The 18919-nt window shown below is 73.0% G+C and carries 12 protein-coding genes; 7 read left to right on the top strand and 5 right to left on the bottom strand.

Annotation, left to right across the window (positions count from 1 at the left end):
- Window positions 1–158 precede the first annotated feature (158 nt).
- From ABT127_RS21800 to ABT127_RS21790, 3 genes are all read left to right on the top strand, one after another.
- Window positions 159–3911, top strand: a complete 3753-nt coding sequence (locus tag ABT127_RS21800; RefSeq protein ID WP_351452464.1) for a S8 family serine peptidase — start codon at window positions 159–161, stop codon at window positions 3909–3911.
- 132 nt (window positions 3912–4043) lie between these two features.
- Window positions 4044–5513, top strand: coding sequence for a protein phosphatase 2C domain-containing protein (locus ABT127_RS21795; RefSeq protein WP_351452463.1), 1470 nt, complete (start codon window positions 4044–4046; stop codon window positions 5511–5513).
- An 88-nt stretch (window positions 5514–5601) separates the two neighbouring features.
- Window positions 5602–7347: a pyruvate dehydrogenase gene (locus ABT127_RS21790; protein WP_351452460.1), complete on the top strand. Its 1746-nt coding sequence runs from the start codon at window positions 5602–5604 to the stop codon at window positions 7345–7347.
- Between the two features lie 36 nt (window positions 7348–7383).
- Here the strand turns inward: ABT127_RS21790 and ABT127_RS21785 are convergent, their stop codons facing one another.
- On the bottom strand, window positions 7384–10449 hold the full coding sequence (locus ABT127_RS21785; RefSeq protein WP_351452457.1) for an alpha-mannosidase: 3066 nt from the start codon (window positions 10447–10449) through the stop codon (window positions 7384–7386).
- Window positions 10450–10688: 239 nt separating this feature from the next.
- Here ABT127_RS21785 and ABT127_RS21780 point away from each other — a divergent pair, with 239 nt between their 5' ends.
- On the top strand, window positions 10689–11156 hold the full coding sequence (locus ABT127_RS21780; protein ID WP_351452744.1) for an ATP-binding protein: 468 nt from the start codon (window positions 10689–10691) through the stop codon (window positions 11154–11156).
- Between the two features lie 30 nt (window positions 11157–11186).
- Here ABT127_RS21780 and ABT127_RS21775 read toward each other — a convergent pair whose 3' ends face one another.
- On the bottom strand, window positions 11187–12263 hold the full coding sequence (locus tag ABT127_RS21775) for a DUF2637 domain-containing protein (RefSeq protein ID WP_351452454.1): 1077 nt from the start codon (window positions 12261–12263) through the stop codon (window positions 11187–11189).
- A 186-nt stretch (window positions 12264–12449) separates the two neighbouring features.
- Window positions 12450–13304, bottom strand: coding sequence for a (2Fe-2S)-binding protein (locus tag ABT127_RS21770; protein WP_351452451.1), 855 nt, complete (start codon window positions 13302–13304; stop codon window positions 12450–12452).
- Window positions 13305–13451: 147 nt separating this feature from the next.
- Between ABT127_RS21770 and ABT127_RS21765 the strand changes: the two genes are divergently transcribed.
- The gene (locus ABT127_RS21765; RefSeq protein WP_502971759.1) at window positions 13452–14171 is read left to right on the top strand and encodes a GntR family transcriptional regulator; all 720 of its coding nucleotides are present in this window, start codon (window positions 13452–13454) and stop codon (window positions 14169–14171) included.
- Between the two features lie 357 nt (window positions 14172–14528).
- Here ABT127_RS21765 and ABT127_RS21760 read toward each other — a convergent pair whose 3' ends face one another.
- Together ABT127_RS21760 and ABT127_RS21755 are read right to left on the bottom strand one after the other, a co-directional pair.
- On the bottom strand, window positions 14529–15290 hold the full coding sequence (locus ABT127_RS21760) for a hypothetical protein (protein ID WP_351452445.1): 762 nt from the start codon (window positions 15288–15290) through the stop codon (window positions 14529–14531).
- A gap of 130 nt (window positions 15291–15420) precedes the next feature.
- Window positions 15421–17100 carry a PucR family transcriptional regulator gene (locus tag ABT127_RS21755; protein WP_351452443.1) on the bottom strand — a complete coding sequence of 560 codons (1680 nt, stop codon included), beginning with the start codon at window positions 17098–17100 and terminating at the stop codon, window positions 15421–15423.
- 339 nt (window positions 17101–17439) lie between these two features.
- Between ABT127_RS21755 and ABT127_RS21750 the strand changes: the two genes are divergently transcribed.
- Together ABT127_RS21750 and ABT127_RS21745 are read left to right on the top strand one after the other, a co-directional pair.
- The gene (locus ABT127_RS21750; RefSeq protein ID WP_351452440.1) at window positions 17440–18336 is read left to right on the top strand and encodes an FAD binding domain-containing protein; all 897 of its coding nucleotides are present in this window, start codon (window positions 17440–17442) and stop codon (window positions 18334–18336) included.
- A complete protein-coding gene (locus tag ABT127_RS21745; RefSeq protein ID WP_351452437.1) occupies window positions 18336–18917 on the top strand; it encodes a (2Fe-2S)-binding protein in 582 nt (193 codons plus the stop codon). The genes ABT127_RS21750 and ABT127_RS21745 overlap by 1 nt, the downstream gene beginning before the upstream one ends.
- The last annotated feature ends 2 nt before the right edge of the window (window positions 18918–18919 follow it).

The following is an 18919-nucleotide window of genomic DNA, read 5'->3' as shown; positions in this document are numbered from 1 at the left end:
TCGCCCGGTGGCGGGAAGCAGCCACGGCACATTCCCGCCGCGCTCATCTTCCCCGCACCTGCCGTCACTCTGCCAATGTGGCGCCACCGCAGCACCAACACCCGCCGGGAATACGGGCTTTGCCCGGAATTCACCTGCGCATTCACCTGGGGAGAGCGATGCGCCCGATAGCGCGTACGGCCCTGGTGGCGGCGACCGCCGCCGTCCTGGCCGTCACGGTGGCCGTGCCGTCCGGAGCGGTGGAGGGGACCGCACCGGACCACGGCCGTCCACCGGTCGGCAGCACCGCCGCGGCCGCGAGAACCACGACCGCGACGGTGACCCTGGTGACCGGAGACCGCGTCCTGGTCACCACCGACGCCGACGGCAACAGCTCCGCGACGGCCCTGCCCGCCGAGGACGGCTCCACGCCGCTGCTGCAGACCCGCCGTTCCGGCAAGGACCTCTACGCCTATCCGGACGGCGCCGCGCGGGCGCTCGCCGCGGGCCGGGTCGACGAACAGCTGTTCAACGTCACCGGGCTGATCCGGCAGGGCTACGACGACCAGCACAGCGCGACGCTCCCGCTCATCGCCACCTACGCCCCGTCCGTCGACGTCGCCCGCAGCGTGCCCGCGGCTCCGCGCGGCGCGAAGCGCGGCCTCGTCCTCGACGCGATCGACGGCGTAGCCCTCAAGGCCGACAAGAAGAAGGCCGCCGACTTCTGGGCCGACATCGCCACTCCCCGCTCCCGCGCGGCCGGTGACCTCAAGAAGCTGTGGCTCGACGCCAAGGCCCGGTCGCTGCTCGCCGATTCGACGAAGCAGGTGCACGCCGATCAGGCGTGGGCGGCCGGCTACGACGGCAAGGGCACCAAGGTCGCCGTCCTCGACACCGGCGCCGACACCGAACACCCCGACCTCAAGGGGCGGGTCGCCGAGTCGAAGAACTTCACCGACTCCGCCGACGCCGACGACCACAACGGCCACGGCACCCACACCACGTCCACCGTCGGCGGCAGCGGCGCGGCGAGCGGCGGCAAGGAGAAGGGCGTCGCCCCCGAGGCCACCCTGCTCAACGGCAAGGTCCTGAACGACAGCGGCTCCGGGGCCACTTCGTGGATCATCGCCGGAATGCAGTGGGCCGTCGACGAGGGCGCCGACGTGGTCTCCATGAGCCTCGGCAACCCCTCCGAGCTCGACTGCTCCGACCCGATGGCGCAGGCCACCCAGGAACTCGCGCGGTCCGCGAAGAACACGCTCTTCGTGATCGCCGCCGGCAACGCGGGCCCCACCCTCAACTCGGTCTCCTCGCCCGGCTGCGTGCCCGAGGTGCTCACCGTCGGCGCCGTCGACGGCGACGACGCCACCGCGAACTTCTCCAGCCGCAGCCCCGTCCGGCGCACCCACACCCTGAAGCCGGAGATCGCCGCACCGGGCGTCGCCATCAAGGCCGCGGCGGCGGGCGGCCGGGGCGTGTACGCGTACCAGTCCATGAGCGGTACGTCGATGGCCACCCCGCACGTCGCGGGCGCCGCCGCCCTCGTCCGGCAGCGCCACCCCGACTGGAGCGCGGCCCGGATCAAGCAGGCCCTCGTCTCCTCCGCGGACTCCGCCGTCCCCGGCGACGTGCGCGAGACCGGTGGCGGCCGGCTCGACGTGAAGGCCGCGATCGACCAGAGCGTCCTCGGCGCCGACGCCGTGCAGGGCGGCACGTTCAACTGGCCGCAGGACAGGAGCGACCGCACCACCGTCCAGGTCCCGTACACCAACACCACCGGCAAGCCGGTGAAGCTGACCCTGTCCGTCGCCCGCGTCACCGGCAACGACGGCTCCACGGTCCGCTCCGGTGTCGCCGCCCTCGATGCCCGTACGGTCACCGTGCCCGCGGGCGGCACCGCCCAGGTCCCGCTGAAGCTCGACCCGGCGGCGTCCCTGAAGGCCGCCCAGTACGGCGACGTCACCGGCCGCGTCCTCGCCACCGGACCGGGCGGCCTGCACCTGAGCACGCCGTTCTCCCTCTACGTCCAGCCCGAGACGGTCACCCTGCGCGTCAAGGTAATCGACCGGCAGGGCCACCCCGCCACGGGCGCCTCCTCCCTCGACGTGATCGGGACGGACGTGGCCTCCGGCGAGCGGCGCGTGAACGACGGCGCCACCGACCAGACCTATCAACTGCGCCCCGGCGCCTACTTCCTGTCGAGTTTCGTCGCGACCCCGGCCACCACGGGCACGCTCGTCGACTCGGCGACCTTCCTCGCCCGCCCCCAGCTGACCCTCACCAAGGACACCACCGTCGTCCTCGACGCCCGCGAGGCCCACCGGCTGAGCGTCAGGACCGACCGGGACAGCGAGGTGCGCGGCGCCTCCCTCGGCTTCGCCCGCACCTTCGGCGCCGACAACTGGCTGCACTCGGCGACCATCCAGGGCTCGCGCACCGTGCGCGCCTACTACGCGGACGTCCAGGGCCGCGCCACCGACGGCACCTTCGAGTTCGACAGCTTCTGGCGCGCCGCCGCCCCGCAGATCAGCGCGTTCGGCGTGACCGGGGGACCCGCCCTGCACCCGGTGACCGGCTCCACCAACTCCGCCAACCTCGACGGCACCGGCAGCGCCGAGATCGTCGACGGCGGCTCCGGCACCGCCGCCGAACTGGCCGCCGCCGACGGCAGGCTGGCACTGGTGAAGCTGCCCGCGGGCGGCTCCGCGTCCGCCGTCACCCAGGCCGCGGCCAAGGCGGGCGCCAAGGGCGTCGTCCTCTACCGCGAGGCCGCGGGCCGCTGGTACCCGGCGACCGGTTTCACCGGAGGCCCGCTGCCGACGCTCGCCCTGGAGACCGCCGAGGGCACCGCGCTCGCCGCCCGCATCGCCTCCGGCACCACGACCGTCCACTGGAAGGCCACCGCCAAGAGCCCGTACAGCTACACCCTGGCGTTCCCCGAGAGCGGCCAGATCCGCGCCGACCGCGCCTACCGCGTCGCCGACCGCGACCTCGCCGTGAACACGGCGTCCTACCGCGCGATGGGCACCGCCGCCGACTACCTCGACTTCCCGTCGGTGTACCGCCCGAACGGCCTGACGGCCGGCTTCGGCGACCTCCTCACGATCGCCGCACCGTCCACCCGCACCGAGCTGTACTCCACGGACGGCACCACCTTCGGGCACGAGGTGTCCAGCGCCTTCCCGTTCGGCGAGTTCATGAGCGACACCGCGCGCACGTACAAGAAGGGCGAGCGGCGCACCGAGGAGTGGTACGGCGGCGTGCTCGCCCCCACCACGCCCCTGACCTCCACCGGAGAGCAGGCCCTCGCCGCCGAGCGGCAGGGCAACCTGATCGGGTTCGCGCCCGGCTTCTGGGGCGACGGACAGCACCAGGGGATCCAGGGTTCGTTCGGCGACATCGGGGGCGTCCTGCTGACCCGCGACGGCGAGGCCGTCGGGCAGAGCGCCTGGCCGTACGGGGTGTTCGAGGTCCCGGCCGACGACGCGGCGTACGAACTCACCCTCCAGACCGCCAAGATCGGCTCCAAGGTCTGGAACCGCTCGACCCGGACGTCCACCACCTGGTCGTTCCGCTCGCACCTCGACGAGGACGTCTACTCCCAGGGCGTCCCGCTGCTCTTCCCGCACCTGGCGCTGCCCGAGGACGGCCTCAAGACCCTCGCCGCGCGGGACGGACAGCGGATCGACCTGACGGCGACCGGCCACGCGGGATACACGCCCGGCCGGCTCACCGAGGCCGCGCTCTCGTACTCCTACGACGGCGGTGAGACCTGGACGGAGGCCAGGACCGCCCGTCACGACGGCAAATGGACCGCGACCGTGGACCACGCCGGCGCCACCGGCAAGCAGGTCACGCTGAAGGTGCGCCTCACCGACGCGAAGGGCGCCTCCGTCACCCAGACGGTGACCCGCGCGTACGACGTGCGCTAGTTCGAGCCGTCACACGAACCGGTCCGCCGGGCGGCCACCCTGTGGGGGGTGGGGCCGCCCGGCGGACCTTTTGTGCGGAGGTTTTTCCCGATGCCCCGTTTTCGGACGCCCCGGCATGTGGACAATAAGGGCATGAGCCAGCAGGGGGAGAGGCCCACCGGTCACCGGTCCCGGGAGTCCCACGCGTTGCGGGAGCCACGGGAGTCCCAGGAAGACGACTGGTGGGGGCAGTTGTACGAGGACGAAGGCGCCGCCGCCGACACGGGCCCCGCCCCGGCCGCGGACACGCTGGACGACCGCTTCGCCTCGGTCGGCTCGGTGACGACCCCGCCCGCGGACGCGGCGCCGAGCCCGCCCCCGCCACCGTGGGACCCACCACCACCCGATCCGCCCGCACCACCCGGCGGTCTGCCCTCGCTGCGGCCCGACACGGCCGGACCCACGGCGCCCACGGCACCGGCAGCACCGGAGGCACCGCCCCGGCCCGCCGAAGCACCCGCCGCCTCCGTACCCGCACCCGCCGGACCGCCGCCGACGCCACCCGCGGACCCGCGGTCCGCACTGCCCGCCCCGCCCGCCGGACCCCCGGACCCCGTCCTCCCTCCGGAGCCGTCCGTTCCGCCCGCCCCGCCCACGGTCCCGTACGTCGGCGACGGCCCGCCCACCTACGAGGCCGAGCCCACCGCGCTGCCCGTCGCGGACCCCGACGACCTGGACGACCTGGTGGCCGACACCGTGCTCGACGGGGCGCGGTACGGCTCCTGCGTGCTGCGGGCGGCCTCCGTGCGCGGCGACTCCGCGCGCTACCGGGGCGAGCCCCGCCGCGACTCCCTGCTGACCGCCCGCTTCGGCAGCGGGCCCGGCGCGCTGATCCTCGTCGCCCTGGCGACCGGCGCCCGCGCCACCCCGGGCGCCCACCGCGCCGCCGCCGACGTGTGCGACTGGATCGGGCGGGCCGTCGGTCTCAGCCACGCCCGGCTGGCCGAGGACATCAGGGCGGGCCGGCGCGGCGACCTCAAGTCGGGGCTGCACCGGCTCACCGACCGCAGCCTGGGCAAGCTGCGGGCCGCCGCGGCCGAGCAGGGCCTCGACCCCGACGAGTACAGCGCCACCCTGCGCTGCCTGCTCCTCCCCGCCGACCCCGACTGCCGCACCCGCGTCTACTTCGGCGTCGGCGGCGGCGGCCTGTTCCGGCTCCGGGACGGCGCCTGGCAGGACATCGAGCCGAGCATCGTCGAGCAGCGCACCGGCGCCCCCGTCGTCGGCTACGGATCCTCGCCGCCCGCCGAGACGCCCGAGGGCGACCGGCTCACCATGGACCTGGGCATCACCACCCCGCCCAGCCCCTACGAACCGGCGCCGGAGCCGCCCCGCGACCCGTTCCGGTTCCGCGCCTCCGTCGCCCGCCCGGGGGACACCCTGCTGCTCTGCACGGCGGGCCTCGCCGAGCCGCTGCGCGGCGAGCCCGCGCTGGCCGGCCATCTCGCGCAGCGCTGGGCGGACGCCGAGCCGCCGGGCCTGGCCGCGTTCCTCGCGGACACCCAGGTGCGGGTCAAGGGGTACGCGGACGATCGCACGGCCGCCGCCGTTTGGGAGGCGTAACACCGCCCCGTGTGAATTCATGGAACCCGGCAGCAGTGATCGGCACGAGACCGAGACCGAGACCGGGTTCCGAAGGGGCACACACGTCATGGCCAAGCAGAACGTCGCGGAACAGTTCGTCGACATCCTCGTCCGGGCGGGTGTCAAGCGCATGTACGGCGTCGTCGGCGACAGCCTCAACCCGGTCGTCGACGCCATCCGCCGCAACAGCGCCATCGACTGGATCCACGTACGCCACGAGGAGACCGCCGCCTTCGCCGCGGGCGCGGAGGCGCAGGTCACCGGGCAGCTGACCGCCTGCGCGGGCTCCTGCGGCCCCGGCAACCTGCACCTCATCAACGGCCTGTACGACGCCCACCGCTCCATGGCCCCGGTCCTCGCCCTGGCCTCGCACATCCCGTCCAGCGAGATCGGCCTCGGCTACTTCCAGGAGACCCACCCCGACCGGCTCTTCACCGAGTGCTCGCACTACAGCGAGATGATCTCCAGCCCGAAGCAGATGCCGCGGGTCCTGCAGACCGCCATCCAGCACGCCGTGGGCCGATCGGGTGTCAGCGTCGTCTCGCTGCCCGGCGACGTCGCCGACGAGGCCGCCCCGGACAGCGGCATCGAGACCGCGATCGTCACCTCACGGCCCACGATCCGGCCCGGCGACGCCGAGATCGACAAGCTCGTCGAGATGATCGACGAGGCCGGCAAGGTCACCCTGTTCTGCGGCAGCGGCACCGCCGGCGCGCACGCCGAGGTCATGGAGTTCGCCGAGAAGATCAAGTCGCCGGTCGGGCACGCGCTGCGCGGCAAGGAGTGGATCCAGTACGACAACCCCTTCGACGTCGGCATGAGCGGTCTGCTCGGCTACGGCGCCGCGTACGAGGCCACCCACGAGTGCGACCTGCTGATCCTGCTCGGCACCGACTTCCCGTACAACGCGTTCCTGCCGCAGAAGGACGTCAAGATCGTCCAGGTCGACGTGCGGCCCGAGCACCTCGGCCGCCGCTCCAAGCTGGACCTCGCGGTGTGGGGCGACGTCCGCGAGACGCTGCGCTGTCTGACCCCGCGCGTGAAGCCGAAGAGCAACCGCCGCTTCCTCGACAAGATGCTGAAGAAGCACGCCGACCACCTCGAGGGCGTCGTCAAGGCGTACACCCGCAAGGTCGAGAAGCACGTCCCGATCCACCCCGAGTATGTCGCCTCCGTCGTCGACGAACTCGCCTCCGAGGACGCCGTGTTCACCGTCGACACCGGCATGTGCAACGTCTGGGCGGCCCGGTACATCTCGCCCAACGGCCGGCGCCGCGTCATCGGCTCCTTCTCGCACGGCTCCATGGCGAACGCGCTGCCGATGGCGATCGGCGCCCAGTTCACCGACCGGAACCGGCAGGTGATCTCCATGTCCGGCGACGGCGGCTTCTCGATGCTGATGGGCGACTTCCTGACGCTCGTCCAGTACGACCTGCCCGTCAAGGTCGTCCTCTTCAACAACTCCTCCCTGGGCATGGTGGAGCTGGAGATGCTGGTGGCGGGCCTGCCCTCGTACGGGACCACCAACAAGAACCCCGACTTCGCCGCCGTCGCCCGCGCCGCCGGCGCCTACGGCGTCCGCGTCGAGAAGCCCAAGCAGCTCGCGGGCGCGCTCAAGGACGCCTTCAGGCACAAGGGCCCGGCGCTCGTCGACATCGTCACCGACCCGAACGCGCTGTCCATCCCGCCGAAGATCAGCGCCGACATGGTGACGGGCTTCGCGCTCTCCGCCTCCAAGATCGTCCTCGACGGCGGGGTCGGCCGCATGGTGCAGATGGCCCGCTCCAACCTGCGCAACGTGCCGCGCCCCTGACGAAGCGTCACCGGACGCGGCACCCGCGGCCGCGGCTCAGGCGGGCCGCAGCCGCAGCGTCAGGATCTGGAACGGGCGCAGGGTGAGCGCGAGCCCGCTGTCCGAGGTCACGGCGGGCCGCAGCGGACGCTCCAGGAGATCCGTCTCGTCGGCGCCCGCCACCGGGAACCCCGCCGTGAGCGTCGCTTCGGCCCGCCCGCCGCGCGACTCGTAGAGCCGGACCACGACGTCGCCGCTGCGGTCCTCGGCGAGCTTCACCGACTCCACCGTCACCGCCGGGTCGTCCACGGCGACGACGGGCGTCAGCGCCGGGGCCTCGGCGATCCGCAGCGGCAGGTTCAGCGCGAGCCCCTCCGCCACCGCGTCGCCGGTCGTGGCGCCCGGGAGCAGCGCGTACGTGAACCGGTGCGTGCCCAGATCGGTCCGGGGGTCGGGGGAGTGCGGGGCCCGCAGCAGCGTCAGCCGCACCGTGGTGCCCAGGACGTCTCCGTGCCGCGTGCGGGTCACGTCGTGCCCGTACGTCGAGTCGTTGACCAGCGCGACCCCGTACGCCTCCTCGGCCACCCGCAGCCAGCGGTGCGCGCAGATCTCGTAACGGGCCGCGTCCCAGCCGGTGTTGGCGTGCGTGGGGCGGTGCACATGCCCGAACTGGATCTCTGACGTGGACCGTTCGGCGTGCACGTCCAGCGGGAACGCCGCCTTCAGGACCTTCTCCGACTCCTGCCAGTCGACGTCCGTGACGATGTCCAGGCGCCTGCTGCCGGCCGCGAGCCGGTACTCCTGGGTGATCCGCGACGCGCCGAAGGAACGGGTGACGCGGACCGAGACCCGCAGCGGCCCCTCCTCCACCAGCTCCACCGACTCGGCTGCCGACAGGTCGGTGCGGGTGCGCCGGTAGTGGGCGTCCAGGTCCCAGGCGTCGTACTGGGTCGGATGGTCGGGGTGCAGCTGGAGCAGGTTCCCGCGTGCGCCGGGGGCCAGCACCTCACGGCCGCCGTGCTCCAGGTCCCGCACGGAGGCGAGCAGGCCGTCGGCGTCGACGGCCACGGTCAGGTACTCGTTGGCGAGCACGATCTTCTCGTCCGCCCCGCGGGTCGCCGCCGCGTGCGCGCCGGGGCCCCGGACGTGTCCGTCGGCCTCGGTCAGCGGGGCGGCGCCGAGCCCGTCGACGCGCACCTGCACCAACCGGCCCTCGTGCGCGACGACTTCACTGCGCGGGCAGGGCGAGGCGTTGAGCGCCGAGGGCTCGCCGCCGCCGAGCCGGCGTACGGCTTCCGCCGTGAGATCGTCCAGCTCGGCGAGGACGGCGGCGTAGGTCTCGCGGGCCTCCCGGTGGACCCAGGCGATCGACGAGCCCGGCAGGATGTCATGGAACTGGTGCAGCAGCACCGTCTTCCAGATCCGGTCGAGAGCGTCGTACGGATACGCGTACGACGGATCGCGCAGCGCGGCGGCCGTGCACCACAGTTCGGCCTCGCGCAGCGCGTGTTCACTACGCCGGTTGCCCTGCTTCGTCTTCGCCTGCGTGGTGTACGTCGCCCGGTGCATCTCCAGATACAGCTCACCGGACCAGACCGGCGCCCGCTCCCCGTACTCCTGATGCGCGGCCTCGAAGAACGCCGCCGGCTTCTCGATCTCCACCGTCGGTGAGCCCTCCAGCGACCGCAGCCGGCGCGCCTTCTCCAGCATCTCGCGGGTCGGCCCGCCGCCGCCGTCGCCCCAGCCGAACGGCACCAGGGAGCGCGAGGCGCCGCCCTTCTCCGCGAAGTTCCGCTCCGCGTGGGCCAGTTCACTTGCGTGGAACTGGGCGTTGTACGTGTCCACCGGTGGAAAGTGGGTGAAGACGCGGGTGCCGTCGATGCCCTCCCACCAGAACGTGTGGTGCGGCATCTTGTTCGTCCGGTTCCAGCTCAGCTTCTGCGTCAGGAACCACTTGGCGCCCGCCAGCTTCGCCAGCTGCGGGAAGGCGGCGGTGTATCCGAAGGAGTCCGGCAGCCAGACCTCCTCGGTCTCCACGCCCAGCTCGTCCCGGAAGAACCGCTTGCCGTGCACCAGCTGCCGGGCCAGCGCCTCCCCGCCCGGCATGTTGGCGTCCGACTCCACCCACATCGAGCCGACCGGCGCCCAGTTGCCGTCCGCCACCGCCTTCTTGATGCGCTCCCAGATGTGCGGCTGGTGCTCCTTCACCCACGCGTACTGCTGCGCCTGCGAGCAGGCGAAGACCAGCTCGGGGTAGTCCCGGGCCAGCGCCGTGACGTTCGCGAACGTCCGGGACGCCTTGCGGACCGTCTCGCGCAGCGGCCACAGCCACGCCGAGTCGATGTGCGCGTGCCCGGCCGCCGAGATCCGGTGGGCGCTGGCGTGCGCGGGCCGGGCCAGGACCCCGGCCAGCTCGGCGCGGGCCGCGGCCGCCGTGCCGGACACGTCGTGCAGGTCGAGCGCGTCCAGCATCCGCTCCAGGGCGCGCAGGATGTCGTGGCGCCGGCCCCGGTCCGCGTCCAGCTCGTGCATCAGCTCGGAGAGCACCTCGACATCGAGCACGAGATGCCAGACGGTCTCGTCCAGAACGGCCAGATCCGCGGCCCGGAACCGGTAGAGGGGCCGGTCCCCGGCCGTCAGCACGTCACCGAGCGGGGTGGGCGTGAAGTCCCGGAGGACCGCCGGATTGGCCGCCGTCTCCAGCAGCAGACGTACCGGTTCACCTCCGGCGGCGCGCTCGGCGACGGTGAGGTGCCGGTTGCGCGGGTGGATGCCCTTGAGGGGGACGCCCGAGGCGTCGTAGAGCAGCCCCTCGGCCTGGAAGCCGGGTCCCTGGCCGGTGAACCCGGGGTCGACGACGACCTCGACGTGCAGCCCGGCCCACTCCGCGGGCACCGTCCCCTCCAGCCGGAACCAACTCGTCGACCAGGGCTTTCCCCAGGCGGTGCCGGTCTCGAAGAGTGCGTACTCGCCCTTCAGCGCCTCGGCGACGGGCACGGGCTCGCCCGGCGCGTGCCACGCGCTCAGGGCCAGCGGGGTACGCCGCGCGTACTGCGCGGGCCGGACGAACTGACGCATCGCCCGCTCAAGTCGGCCCTCCACGAGTTGTCGGTCGTCGTGCACGGCGGCTCCTCCTCGGGTGGATCCGGTGGATCGGACGGATCGGATGGATCGGGTGGTTCGGATGGATCCTCCGCCTCCCTTCCCCGCGCCGCCGGAGGACACCCCGTCGGTGATGGACGAATCAACAGGAGTGCGGACAGAGCAGTGGGGAATGCATGCCCGTGTACGCGTTCGACAGACAGGCCGAGGAGTACGAGTCCAGAACGAGAGAGGTATTGATCGGCGTGTGGGCGGGGGTCATGAAACGGCAGGTGCACGACACCAAGAACGGGGTCGCCGCAACCGCTGACGGGGTGCCGCGGCAGCTCAAGCGAAAGCTGGGCCGCGCGGACCTGCGAGCGGTTCCGGAGACCAGGCGCGCACTGCGCGAGCTGCTCCTGCACTGGGGCAGGCCGGGAAGAACAGAGATAGCCGAGCTGCTCACCAGCGAACTGGTCACCAACGCGCTGGTGCACACGGACCGGGACGCGGAACTCATCGTGACCGTGGGCCCCCGGGGCCTGCGGGTCGAGGTGAGGGACAGGGCGGCACGCCGGCCGAAGCTGCGGGTACCGAACGCCGACGACGGTACGCACAGCACACACGGCCGGGGTCTGCTCCTGGTCCAGTCGCTCGCGGACGCCTGGGGCGTCGCGGCGCTCGGCGCCGGAAGGACCGGAAAGGTGGTGTGGTTCGAACTGCACACGGGTGCGGGCGGCGTCCTGTGACACCGCCCGCCCACCGGATGTGATGCTGCGTCAGCCGAACTGCTGCTCCAGATCCTTGAGCTTGCGCTCCAGGGTGTCGAGCCGGGGCAGCGCCTGAGTGTCGTCCTCGGCCGTCAGGTCGACGGTCACGGGCGTCTGCTCAGGGCCGCCCCTGACGGCCTGGAGCGAGGGGCGGGTGCGCAGCGGAAGCTGGTCCTGTGCGGGCTGGGTTCCCGCGGATATGGCAGGCTCCGCGCCACTCGGGGCGGAGCCTGCCGACGCGGCCACGGCCGGCACCTCCACCTGACGGCCGCCGCGCCCGGGCAGGCCGCGGTGCCCTCGGCTGAGGGCCCGCAGCTGCGCCCGCTCCAGCTTCTGGTGCTCCCGCTGCCGCATCCGGTTCTGCACCTTCTGCCGCTTGTCCTCGCGCACCTCGTCCACGGCCTCGTCCAGCGTCCGTACGTTCTCCAGGAGCATCAGCGACCAGGCGCTGTACGTCTCCCGGGGGGCGCGCAGCCAGCGGACGATCCGGATCTGCGGCAACGGCCGCGGCACCAGGCCCTGTTCGCGCAGCGCCGCGCGGCGCGTCTGCTTCAGGGCACGGTCGAAGAGGACGGCCGCCGACAGCGACATCCCCGCGAAGAAGTGCGGGGCGCCCGCGTGGTCGAGGCCGCGCGGCGCGTGCACCCAGTTGAACCAGGCGGCGGCACCGGCGAAGGTCCACACGAGTATCCGCGAGCCGAGTGCGGCGTCGCCGTGGCTGGCCTCGCGCACCGCGAGCACCGAGCAGAACATCGCGGCGCCGTCGAGGCCGAAGGGGACCAGGTACTCCCAGCCCCCGGACAGGCTCAGGTTCTGCCGGCCGAAGCCGACCAGGCCGTGGAAGGAGAGAGCGGCGGCGACGGCGGCGCAGCAGAACAGCAGCACGTACGAGGCGGTGCCGTAGACGGCCTCCTTGCGCCTGCGGCGCTCCTCGCTGCGTTCCCACGACTCGTCCATCGACGACCCGCCCTTCTTGCCGTCCCCCGAGCGCCGGCCGCGCGCGAGGACCGCAACCGCCGCCAGTCCGCCCAGAAGCAGCACGGCGGCCGGAAGCAGCCAGTCCAGCGATATGTCGGTCAGTCTCATCTGGGGTCCCTTGCATTGCGGTAGGGCTTTCGGGCGCCATAGTGGCCCAGCCGTCCGAGCCCGCAGGGGGTTTCGGGACAAGAGAACGCCATTGGAGTGCAAGGGGGCGCGTAAAGCGGTCGTACGCTCGAACTACCGCCCCAGAAAAGGCAGTTGGGTTCGATTTATGTCACTCGTACGAGTGGTTCAGGCTGCTGTGGTAGCCGTGAGGCGTGCGATGCGGTCCGCGTCGCAGGTGCGCGGGCAGGTCACGCAGGTGTCCTCGGGGCGCAGCGTGTAGAAGAGGCAGCAGCTGGCGCGGTCGCGGGTGGGCAGCGCCTCGCCCGCGGGGCCGGTCAGCTCCCGGAAGGCGGCCCGGCCGACGTACGGCTTCGTGGTGCCCGGCAGCAGCTCCTCCAGCTCGGTCATCGCGCGCCGCTCCTCGCCGAGCAGATGACCGACGTACCAGAGGCTCTCGACGATCTCGTCCGTCGCCATCCCCCACAGGGCGCGCGGGCCGCGCCGCATCCGGGGCCCGAAGCCGCTCAGGACGGGCTGCAGATGGTCGGCGACGGCCGCGCGGACCTCCGCGCGCAGGGCCTCCTCGTCGGGGACCACGTGGGCGCCGGGCAGGCTCGCCGCCGGGTCGTCGGGCAGACAGGCGAAGTCGGTGACGCGTACGGCCATCCGGCCGAGCGCCCGCTGGAAGGAGACGTGGGCGGCCGGGAAGCGCGGCACCCTGCGGTGCAGGAACCACGGGGCCGTGATCAGCAGGCAGGCGGGCCAGGCGTAGCGGTGCAGGCCGAAGCTGGCGATGACGTCGGGGCGGGCCTGCTGCCCGTAGTCCTTCAGGACCTGTGCGTGGTCCCAGGCCAGGAAGGCGTCGAGGGCGGGGCCCTGCTGCGCCAGGTCCTCGGCGCGGACCCAGCCCGCGCCGTGCGGCAGCGGCTCGTCCGGGCTCAGCTCGATGATGCGCAGGCTCGGGAACACCTCGGTGAGGCGGGCGTACGCGGCCGACGCCGCGCTGTCCGTCGCGGCGTGCGCCGGGGTGAGGAGAGTCATGCAGGGACCACCGAATCGCGATCGTTTGCAGGTAAGCCTTACCTTACCCGACGTTTTCGGGGTTTGAACTGCGGGCCGGGGCCCCTATGGTTCTGCGTTGGGATGGGGACAAAGAGCGACGAACGGCTAGGAACGGCGGCGATGGGGATGACCGGGGTGGAGCAGGCCAGATCGCGCGTGGCGCCTTTCGGGGTGCCGGAGCAGCGCGGCGCCGACTCCTCCGTGGCCGCGCACCGTGGTGAGCACACGCACAGCGAGCCGCCCGCGCCGCGGGTCGCCGTCACGCGGACGTCGGTGCGCGGGCAGGTCCTCGACGCCCTGCGGGCCGCGCTGCTCTCCGGCGAGCTGGTGCCCGGGGAGGTGTACTCGGCGCCGGTACTCGGCGAGCGGTTCGGGGTGTCGGCCACGCCCGTGCGCGAGGCCATGCAGCTGCTGGCCCGCGAGGGCGCCGTCGAGGTCGTGCCGAACCGGGGGTTCCGGGTGGCCGAGCGGACGGCCCGGGAGCTGGCCGAGCTGGCCGAGGTGCGGGCGCTCATCGAGGTGCCGGTGGTGCTGCGGCTCGCCCGCGCGGTGCCGGTCGGGCGCTGGGCCTCGCTGCGGCCCGCCGCCGAGGAGACCGTGGCCGCGGCCGCCCGTGGGGATGTCGCGCGCTATGCCGAGGTGGACCGGGCGTTTCACCGGGCCGTGCTGGGGCTCGGGGGGAACGAGGAGCTGGTGCGGGTCGCTGATGATCTGCGGGGGCGCATCGTGTGGTCCGCGTGTGACCTCGCGGTCGATGCCGGGCACCATGTGGCGCTCCTCGACGCCCTGGAGTCCCAGGACGTCCCTTCCCTCCACCACGTCCTGGACGCCCACTACACCGTGTAGCCCTGGCGCCCTGGCCCTGGGCTGGCGCCCCGCCTCGGTCTGGCGTCCTGCCCTGGGCTAGCGCCCCGCCTTGGGCTAGCCCCCTCGCCTTGGGCAGTCTGCCGCCTGGGGCGGCAGGGTGGGCAAGGCGGCACCCCGGTGCGGGGTGAGCGCCTCAGGGGGCGGTCGGTGCAGCGCCGTTCGCGGGTGCGGCCCCGGTGGGGCTTCTCGCGCAGTTCCCCGCGCCCCTGACGGGGCTGGTCGTGCCCCGCGGTGGAGCCGCTGATGTGTACAGTCCCGCGCCCCTGGCGGGGCTGACAGCAGCCCCCGCTCGGAGCGTGCCCCGGCCGGGGCGGACAGCGCCCCGCGTCGACACGGTCAGGCCGCCGCGGGCAATACCCCGGCCAACCACGTCGGCACGCCCCCCAGGAGGCGGAAGAGGCGGGTGGCCTCGGCGGTGAGGCGGGCCTTGGTCTCGGGCTCGGGCTCGGCCTCGGCGAGGGAGACCAGCGCGGGAGCGGTCCCCACGAGATAGCCCAGCTCCTCGCGCAGCCGCAGCGACTCGGAGAACCCCCGGCGGGCCTCCGCCAGCTCCCCCTCCCGCAGCGCGAGCCCGGCCAGATGCCGCCAGGTGAAGGAGAGCAGGAGGGGGTCGCCGTGAGCGGTGGCCCCGGCATGGGCGCGGCGGTACGCGGCGCGGGCCGCCTGCGGCGCGTCGGAGAGGTTCTCCGCCATCAGCCCCCGCCGGAAATCGAGCAGGGCCCGCCCGGCGGCACCGGGAGCGATCAGCGCCGCCGCCCGCCCGAACGCGGAGCGCGCCTCGTCGACCCGGTCCCGCACCTTCAGCAACGTGGCGGCATAGGCGAGCTGCCCCCGCTCACAGGCCGCGGCCCCCCGCTCCTCGTCGGTGTGGGCCAGCGCCTCGGCGGCCCGCAGCGCGTCCTCGGCCTCGGCCCAGCCCTGCTCCGTGTACAGGCAGCGCTCCCCGAGCAGCGCCGCCCGCTGGAGCGCGGCGGCCGGATCGCCGACCGCGAGCCGGTCGAGAAGCGCCGCCGCGTCGGCCCAGCAGCCGCGCGAGCGCAGCCGCCACACCGCGGTCTGGAGTGGATCGTCCCCTGCGTTCGTTCCGGTACCAGACATGGCGGGATGCGCCACGTTGCCCTCCCCGAGCACGCCATCGAGCCGAGTTGATGAGGGGCATCTCAGCACGGATCACGGCACCCGGCCAAGGGGATGGGTGAAAGAATTCACAAACGCGTGCGGTTGCGCGTCAGCTCATCCGCAGGGCCAGGAAGAAGTCCAACTTGTCCTCCAGGCGCGAGAGATCACGGTTCGTCAGCTGTTCGATCCGGCCGACGCGGTACCGCAGCGTGTTGACGTGGAGGTGCAGCCGCGAGGCGCAGCGGGTCCACGAGCCGTCGCAGTCGAGGAACGCCTCCAGGGTCGGGATCAGCTCCGCGCGGTGCTTGCGGTCGTAGTCGCGCAGCGGATCCAGGAGACGGGCGGTGAAGGCGCGGCGCACGTCGTCCGGGACGAACGGCAGCAGCAGCACGTGCGAGGCCAGCTCCTGGTGCCCGGCCGCGCAGACCAGGCCGGTGCGGGCCCCCGCGACCCGGCGGGCGTGCCGGGCCTCCTCCAGGGCGCCGCGCAGCCCCTCCGCCGAGTGCACGGCCGCGCTCACGCCGATGGTCAGCCGCCCGTCGTCGGCGAGCCCCGCCGACAGCGGATCCCGTACGGAGGCGAGCAGCGCGTCGGCGATCAGGTCCTGCTCCGCCCCGTTCTCCTCCGTGGGCACCGCGGGCAGCGGGACGAGCGCGATCGCCTCGTCGCCGGTGTGCGCCACGGCGATCCGGTCGGACGGCTCCGGGCCGAAGGACAGCGGATCGACGAGGATCTCCTCGAGCAGCGACTGGGCGACCGGGCCGCCCTCGATGTCACCGCCCTCCCACTCGACCTTCGCCACCACGACCTGCCAGTGCGGGGCCGCGCCCAGGCCGGGCAGCAGCACCGGGGCCGCGACCCGCAGCCGGGCGGCGATCTCGGCCGGGGCGGCGCCCGACTGGACCAGTTCGAGGACCTCCTGGGCGAGCCGGCGGCGCACCGTACGGGCCGCGTCGCGCCGGTCGCGCTCGACGGAGATCAGCTGGGTGACGCCCTGGAGCAGGTCGAGCCGCTCCTCGGGCCAGTCGCCGGCGTCCGCCTCGACCGCGAGCAGCCAGTCCGACAGGACCGTCTCGCGCACGTCGCGGGAGCCCGCGAGGGCCGCGCCGCGGGCGCCGGAGCGGATCGGGAACAGCGAGTACGTGCTGCCGCCGACGGTGACCCGGTGCGGGGCCCTGCGGCCCGTGCGGGTCGCCGACAGGTGCTCGGCGGCCAGCCGGGCGCAGACCTCCGGGGACAGCTCGGGCCCGCTGGCTCCGGAGCCCGCGATCGCCCGGCCCGCCGGGGAGAGCACCCACGCGCTCAGGTCGAGGTCGCTGCCGAGCAGATCGAGGACGACGTCGGGGCCGCCGCCCGTGGGCCCGGACGTCATCAGCCGCCGGTGCCGGTCCACGACCGCCGCGAGGTCCCCCGCGCGCTCGCCGGAGACCTGGCGCACCACGTGCTCCGTGATGGTCGCGAACGCCACCGACTCGTTCACCGCGAAGAGCGGCAGGCGATGCTGGGCGCAGGCCTGGACGAGGTCGTCGGGGACGGCGCCCAGCTCGGCCTCGCCGGCCGCGAGAGCCGTGACCCCGGCCGCGTTGAGTATCCGTACGAAGGGTTCCGAGTCCGCCGCGTCCCGGCGCCAGGCGAGGCCCGTGAGGACCAGCTCGCCGCCGGACAGATAGCGGCTCGGGTCCCGCAGGTCCGTGGTCATCACGCCCCGGACGGTACGGTCGAGCTCTTCCTCGCCGCCGAGGAGCCTGAGGCCCAGCGCGTCCGTGTCCAGCAATGCGCGCAGCCGCATGTCTTCGTCGCCGCCGATCTGTCTCGAAGTGTGCGTGGGGGAGTGCGTCGTCCGTTTCCCACGAGAAACGGAGAGGTTACTGATGCCCTCCGTTCATACGAATCTACAAGACACCCGTCTTGGTCAGCCAACTCCTTCATGGTTTCCGTGACTGACCCCCATGCGGTACACCCCTGTGTACTGGGCCCACTCCGCGTGAACAGCACATGAACGAGCCTCTGTGATCCGCACATCCGTGGCTCGATCGCTTCGCCAGACGCTCATAGAACATCTGTACGACGCGAACGATTCGAACGATCCACGCACGACGCCGAACGATTACGAAGAAGAGAGCCGCTCATGGACTTCCTTCGCCCCGCCAGCTGGGAGGAGGCGCTCGCCGCCAAGGCCGAGCACCCCACGGCTGTGCCGATTGCGGGTGGCACCGATGTGATGGTCGAGATCAACTTCGACCACCGGCGGCCCGAGTACCTGCTCGACCTCAACCGCATCAGCGAGCTGAGCCAGTGGGAGGTGGGAGAGGGAGCCGACGGCACGGTCCGGCTCGGCGCCTCCGTCCCGTACACCAAGATCATGGAAGAGCTGCGCGGCGAGCTGCCCGGTCTGGCGCTCGCGTCACACACCGTCGCCTCGCCGCAGATCCGCAACCGCGGCGGCGTCGGCGGCAACCTCGGCACCGCCTCCCCGGCCGGTGACGCCCACCCCGCGCTGCTCGCGGGCGGCTGCGAGGTCGAGGCCGAGTCGGTCCGCGGCACCCGCATGATCCCGATCGACGAGTTCTACACGGGCGTGAAGCGCAACGCCCTGGCGCCCGACGAGCTGATCCGCGCCGTGCACCTGCCCAAGGCGCAGGGCCCGCAGCAGTACTCCAAGGTCGGCACCCGCAACGCCATGGTCATCGCCGTGTGCGCCTTCGGGCTCGCCGTGCACCCCGAGACGCGGACCGTGCGCACCGGCATCGGCTCCGCCGCCCCCACCCCGATCCGTGCCAAGGAGGCCGAGCAGTTCCTGAACGCCGCGCTCGACGAGGGCGGGTTCTGGGACAACGGCAAGATCATCACCCCGTCGGTCGCCAAGCAGTTCGCGGCCCTGTGCGCCGCGGCCTGCAACCCGATCGACGACGTACGCGGCACCGCCTCGTACCGCCGGCACGCCGTCGGCGTCATGGCCCGGCGCACGCTGACCTGGGCCTGGGAGTCCTTCCGCACCACGAACACGATGGGGGGCGCGGCGTAATGCGCGTCAATTTCACGGTCAACGGCCGCCGGCAGGAAGCCGACGACGTGTGGGAGGGCGAGTCCCTGCTGTACGTGCTGCGCGAGCGGATGGGCCTTCCCGGCTCCAAGAACGCCTGCGAGCAGGGCGAGTGCGGTTCCTGCACCGTCCGCCTCGACGGCGTGCCGGTCTGTTCCTGTCTGGTCGCCGCCGGACAGGTCGAGGGCCGCGAGGTCGTCACCGTCGAGGGGCTCGCCGACTACGCCAACCAGCGCGCCTGCGGCTCCCACGAGGGCGGTGCCTGCGGCACGTCGCTCCAGGAGGCCCAGGGCTGGTCCGCCAAGGGCACCGACTCGCAGACCGGCGAGGGCGCCGAACTCGCCCCGATCCAGCAGGCGTTCATCGACGCGGGCGCCGTCCAGTGCGGCTTCTGCACCCCGGGTCTGCTGGTCGCCGCCGACGAGATGCTGGAGCGCACCCCGAACCCGTCGGACGCGGACATCCGCGAGGCGCTCTCGGGCAACCTGTGCCGCTGCACCGGCTACGAGAAGATCATGGACGCGGTACGGCTCGCCGCCGCGCGCCAGTCCGAGGAGGTCTGAGG

This window comes from Streptomyces sp. NPDC001904, assembly GCF_040297005.1.
GTDB lineage: Bacteria > Actinomycetota > Actinomycetes > Streptomycetales > Streptomycetaceae > Streptomyces.
Note: the sequence above shows the minus strand (reverse complement) of the source record. Positions and strands in the feature narration are given on the sequence as shown.

Coding starts and splice junctions, on each gene's coding strand:
- ABT127_RS21775 (WP_351452454.1), bottom strand. CDS start 12,263: ATGAGACTGACCGACATATCGCTGGACTGGCTGCTTCCGGCCGCCGTG.
- ABT127_RS21800 (WP_351452464.1), top strand. CDS start 159: ATGCGCCCGATAGCGCGTACGGCCCTGGTGGCGGCGACCGCCGCCGTC.
- ABT127_RS21795 (WP_351452463.1), top strand. CDS start 4,044: ATGAGCCAGCAGGGGGAGAGGCCCACCGGTCACCGGTCCCGGGAGTCC.
- ABT127_RS21760 (WP_351452445.1), bottom strand. CDS start 15,290: ATGTCTGGTACCGGAACGAACGCAGGGGACGATCCACTCCAGACCGCG.
- ABT127_RS21770 (WP_351452451.1), bottom strand. CDS start 13,304: ATGACTCTCCTCACCCCGGCGCACGCCGCGACGGACAGCGCGGCGTCG.
- ABT127_RS21745 (WP_351452437.1), top strand. CDS start 18,336: ATGCGCGTCAATTTCACGGTCAACGGCCGCCGGCAGGAAGCCGACGAC.
- ABT127_RS21780 (WP_351452744.1), top strand. CDS start 10,689: ATGAAACGGCAGGTGCACGACACCAAGAACGGGGTCGCCGCAACCGCT.
- ABT127_RS21765 (WP_502971759.1), top strand. CDS start 13,452: ATGACCGGGGTGGAGCAGGCCAGATCGCGCGTGGCGCCTTTCGGGGTG.
- ABT127_RS21790 (WP_351452460.1), top strand. CDS start 5,602: ATGGCCAAGCAGAACGTCGCGGAACAGTTCGTCGACATCCTCGTCCGG.
- ABT127_RS21750 (WP_351452440.1), top strand. CDS start 17,440: ATGGACTTCCTTCGCCCCGCCAGCTGGGAGGAGGCGCTCGCCGCCAAG.
- ABT127_RS21755 (WP_351452443.1), bottom strand. CDS start 17,100: ATGCGGCTGCGCGCATTGCTGGACACGGACGCGCTGGGCCTCAGGCTC.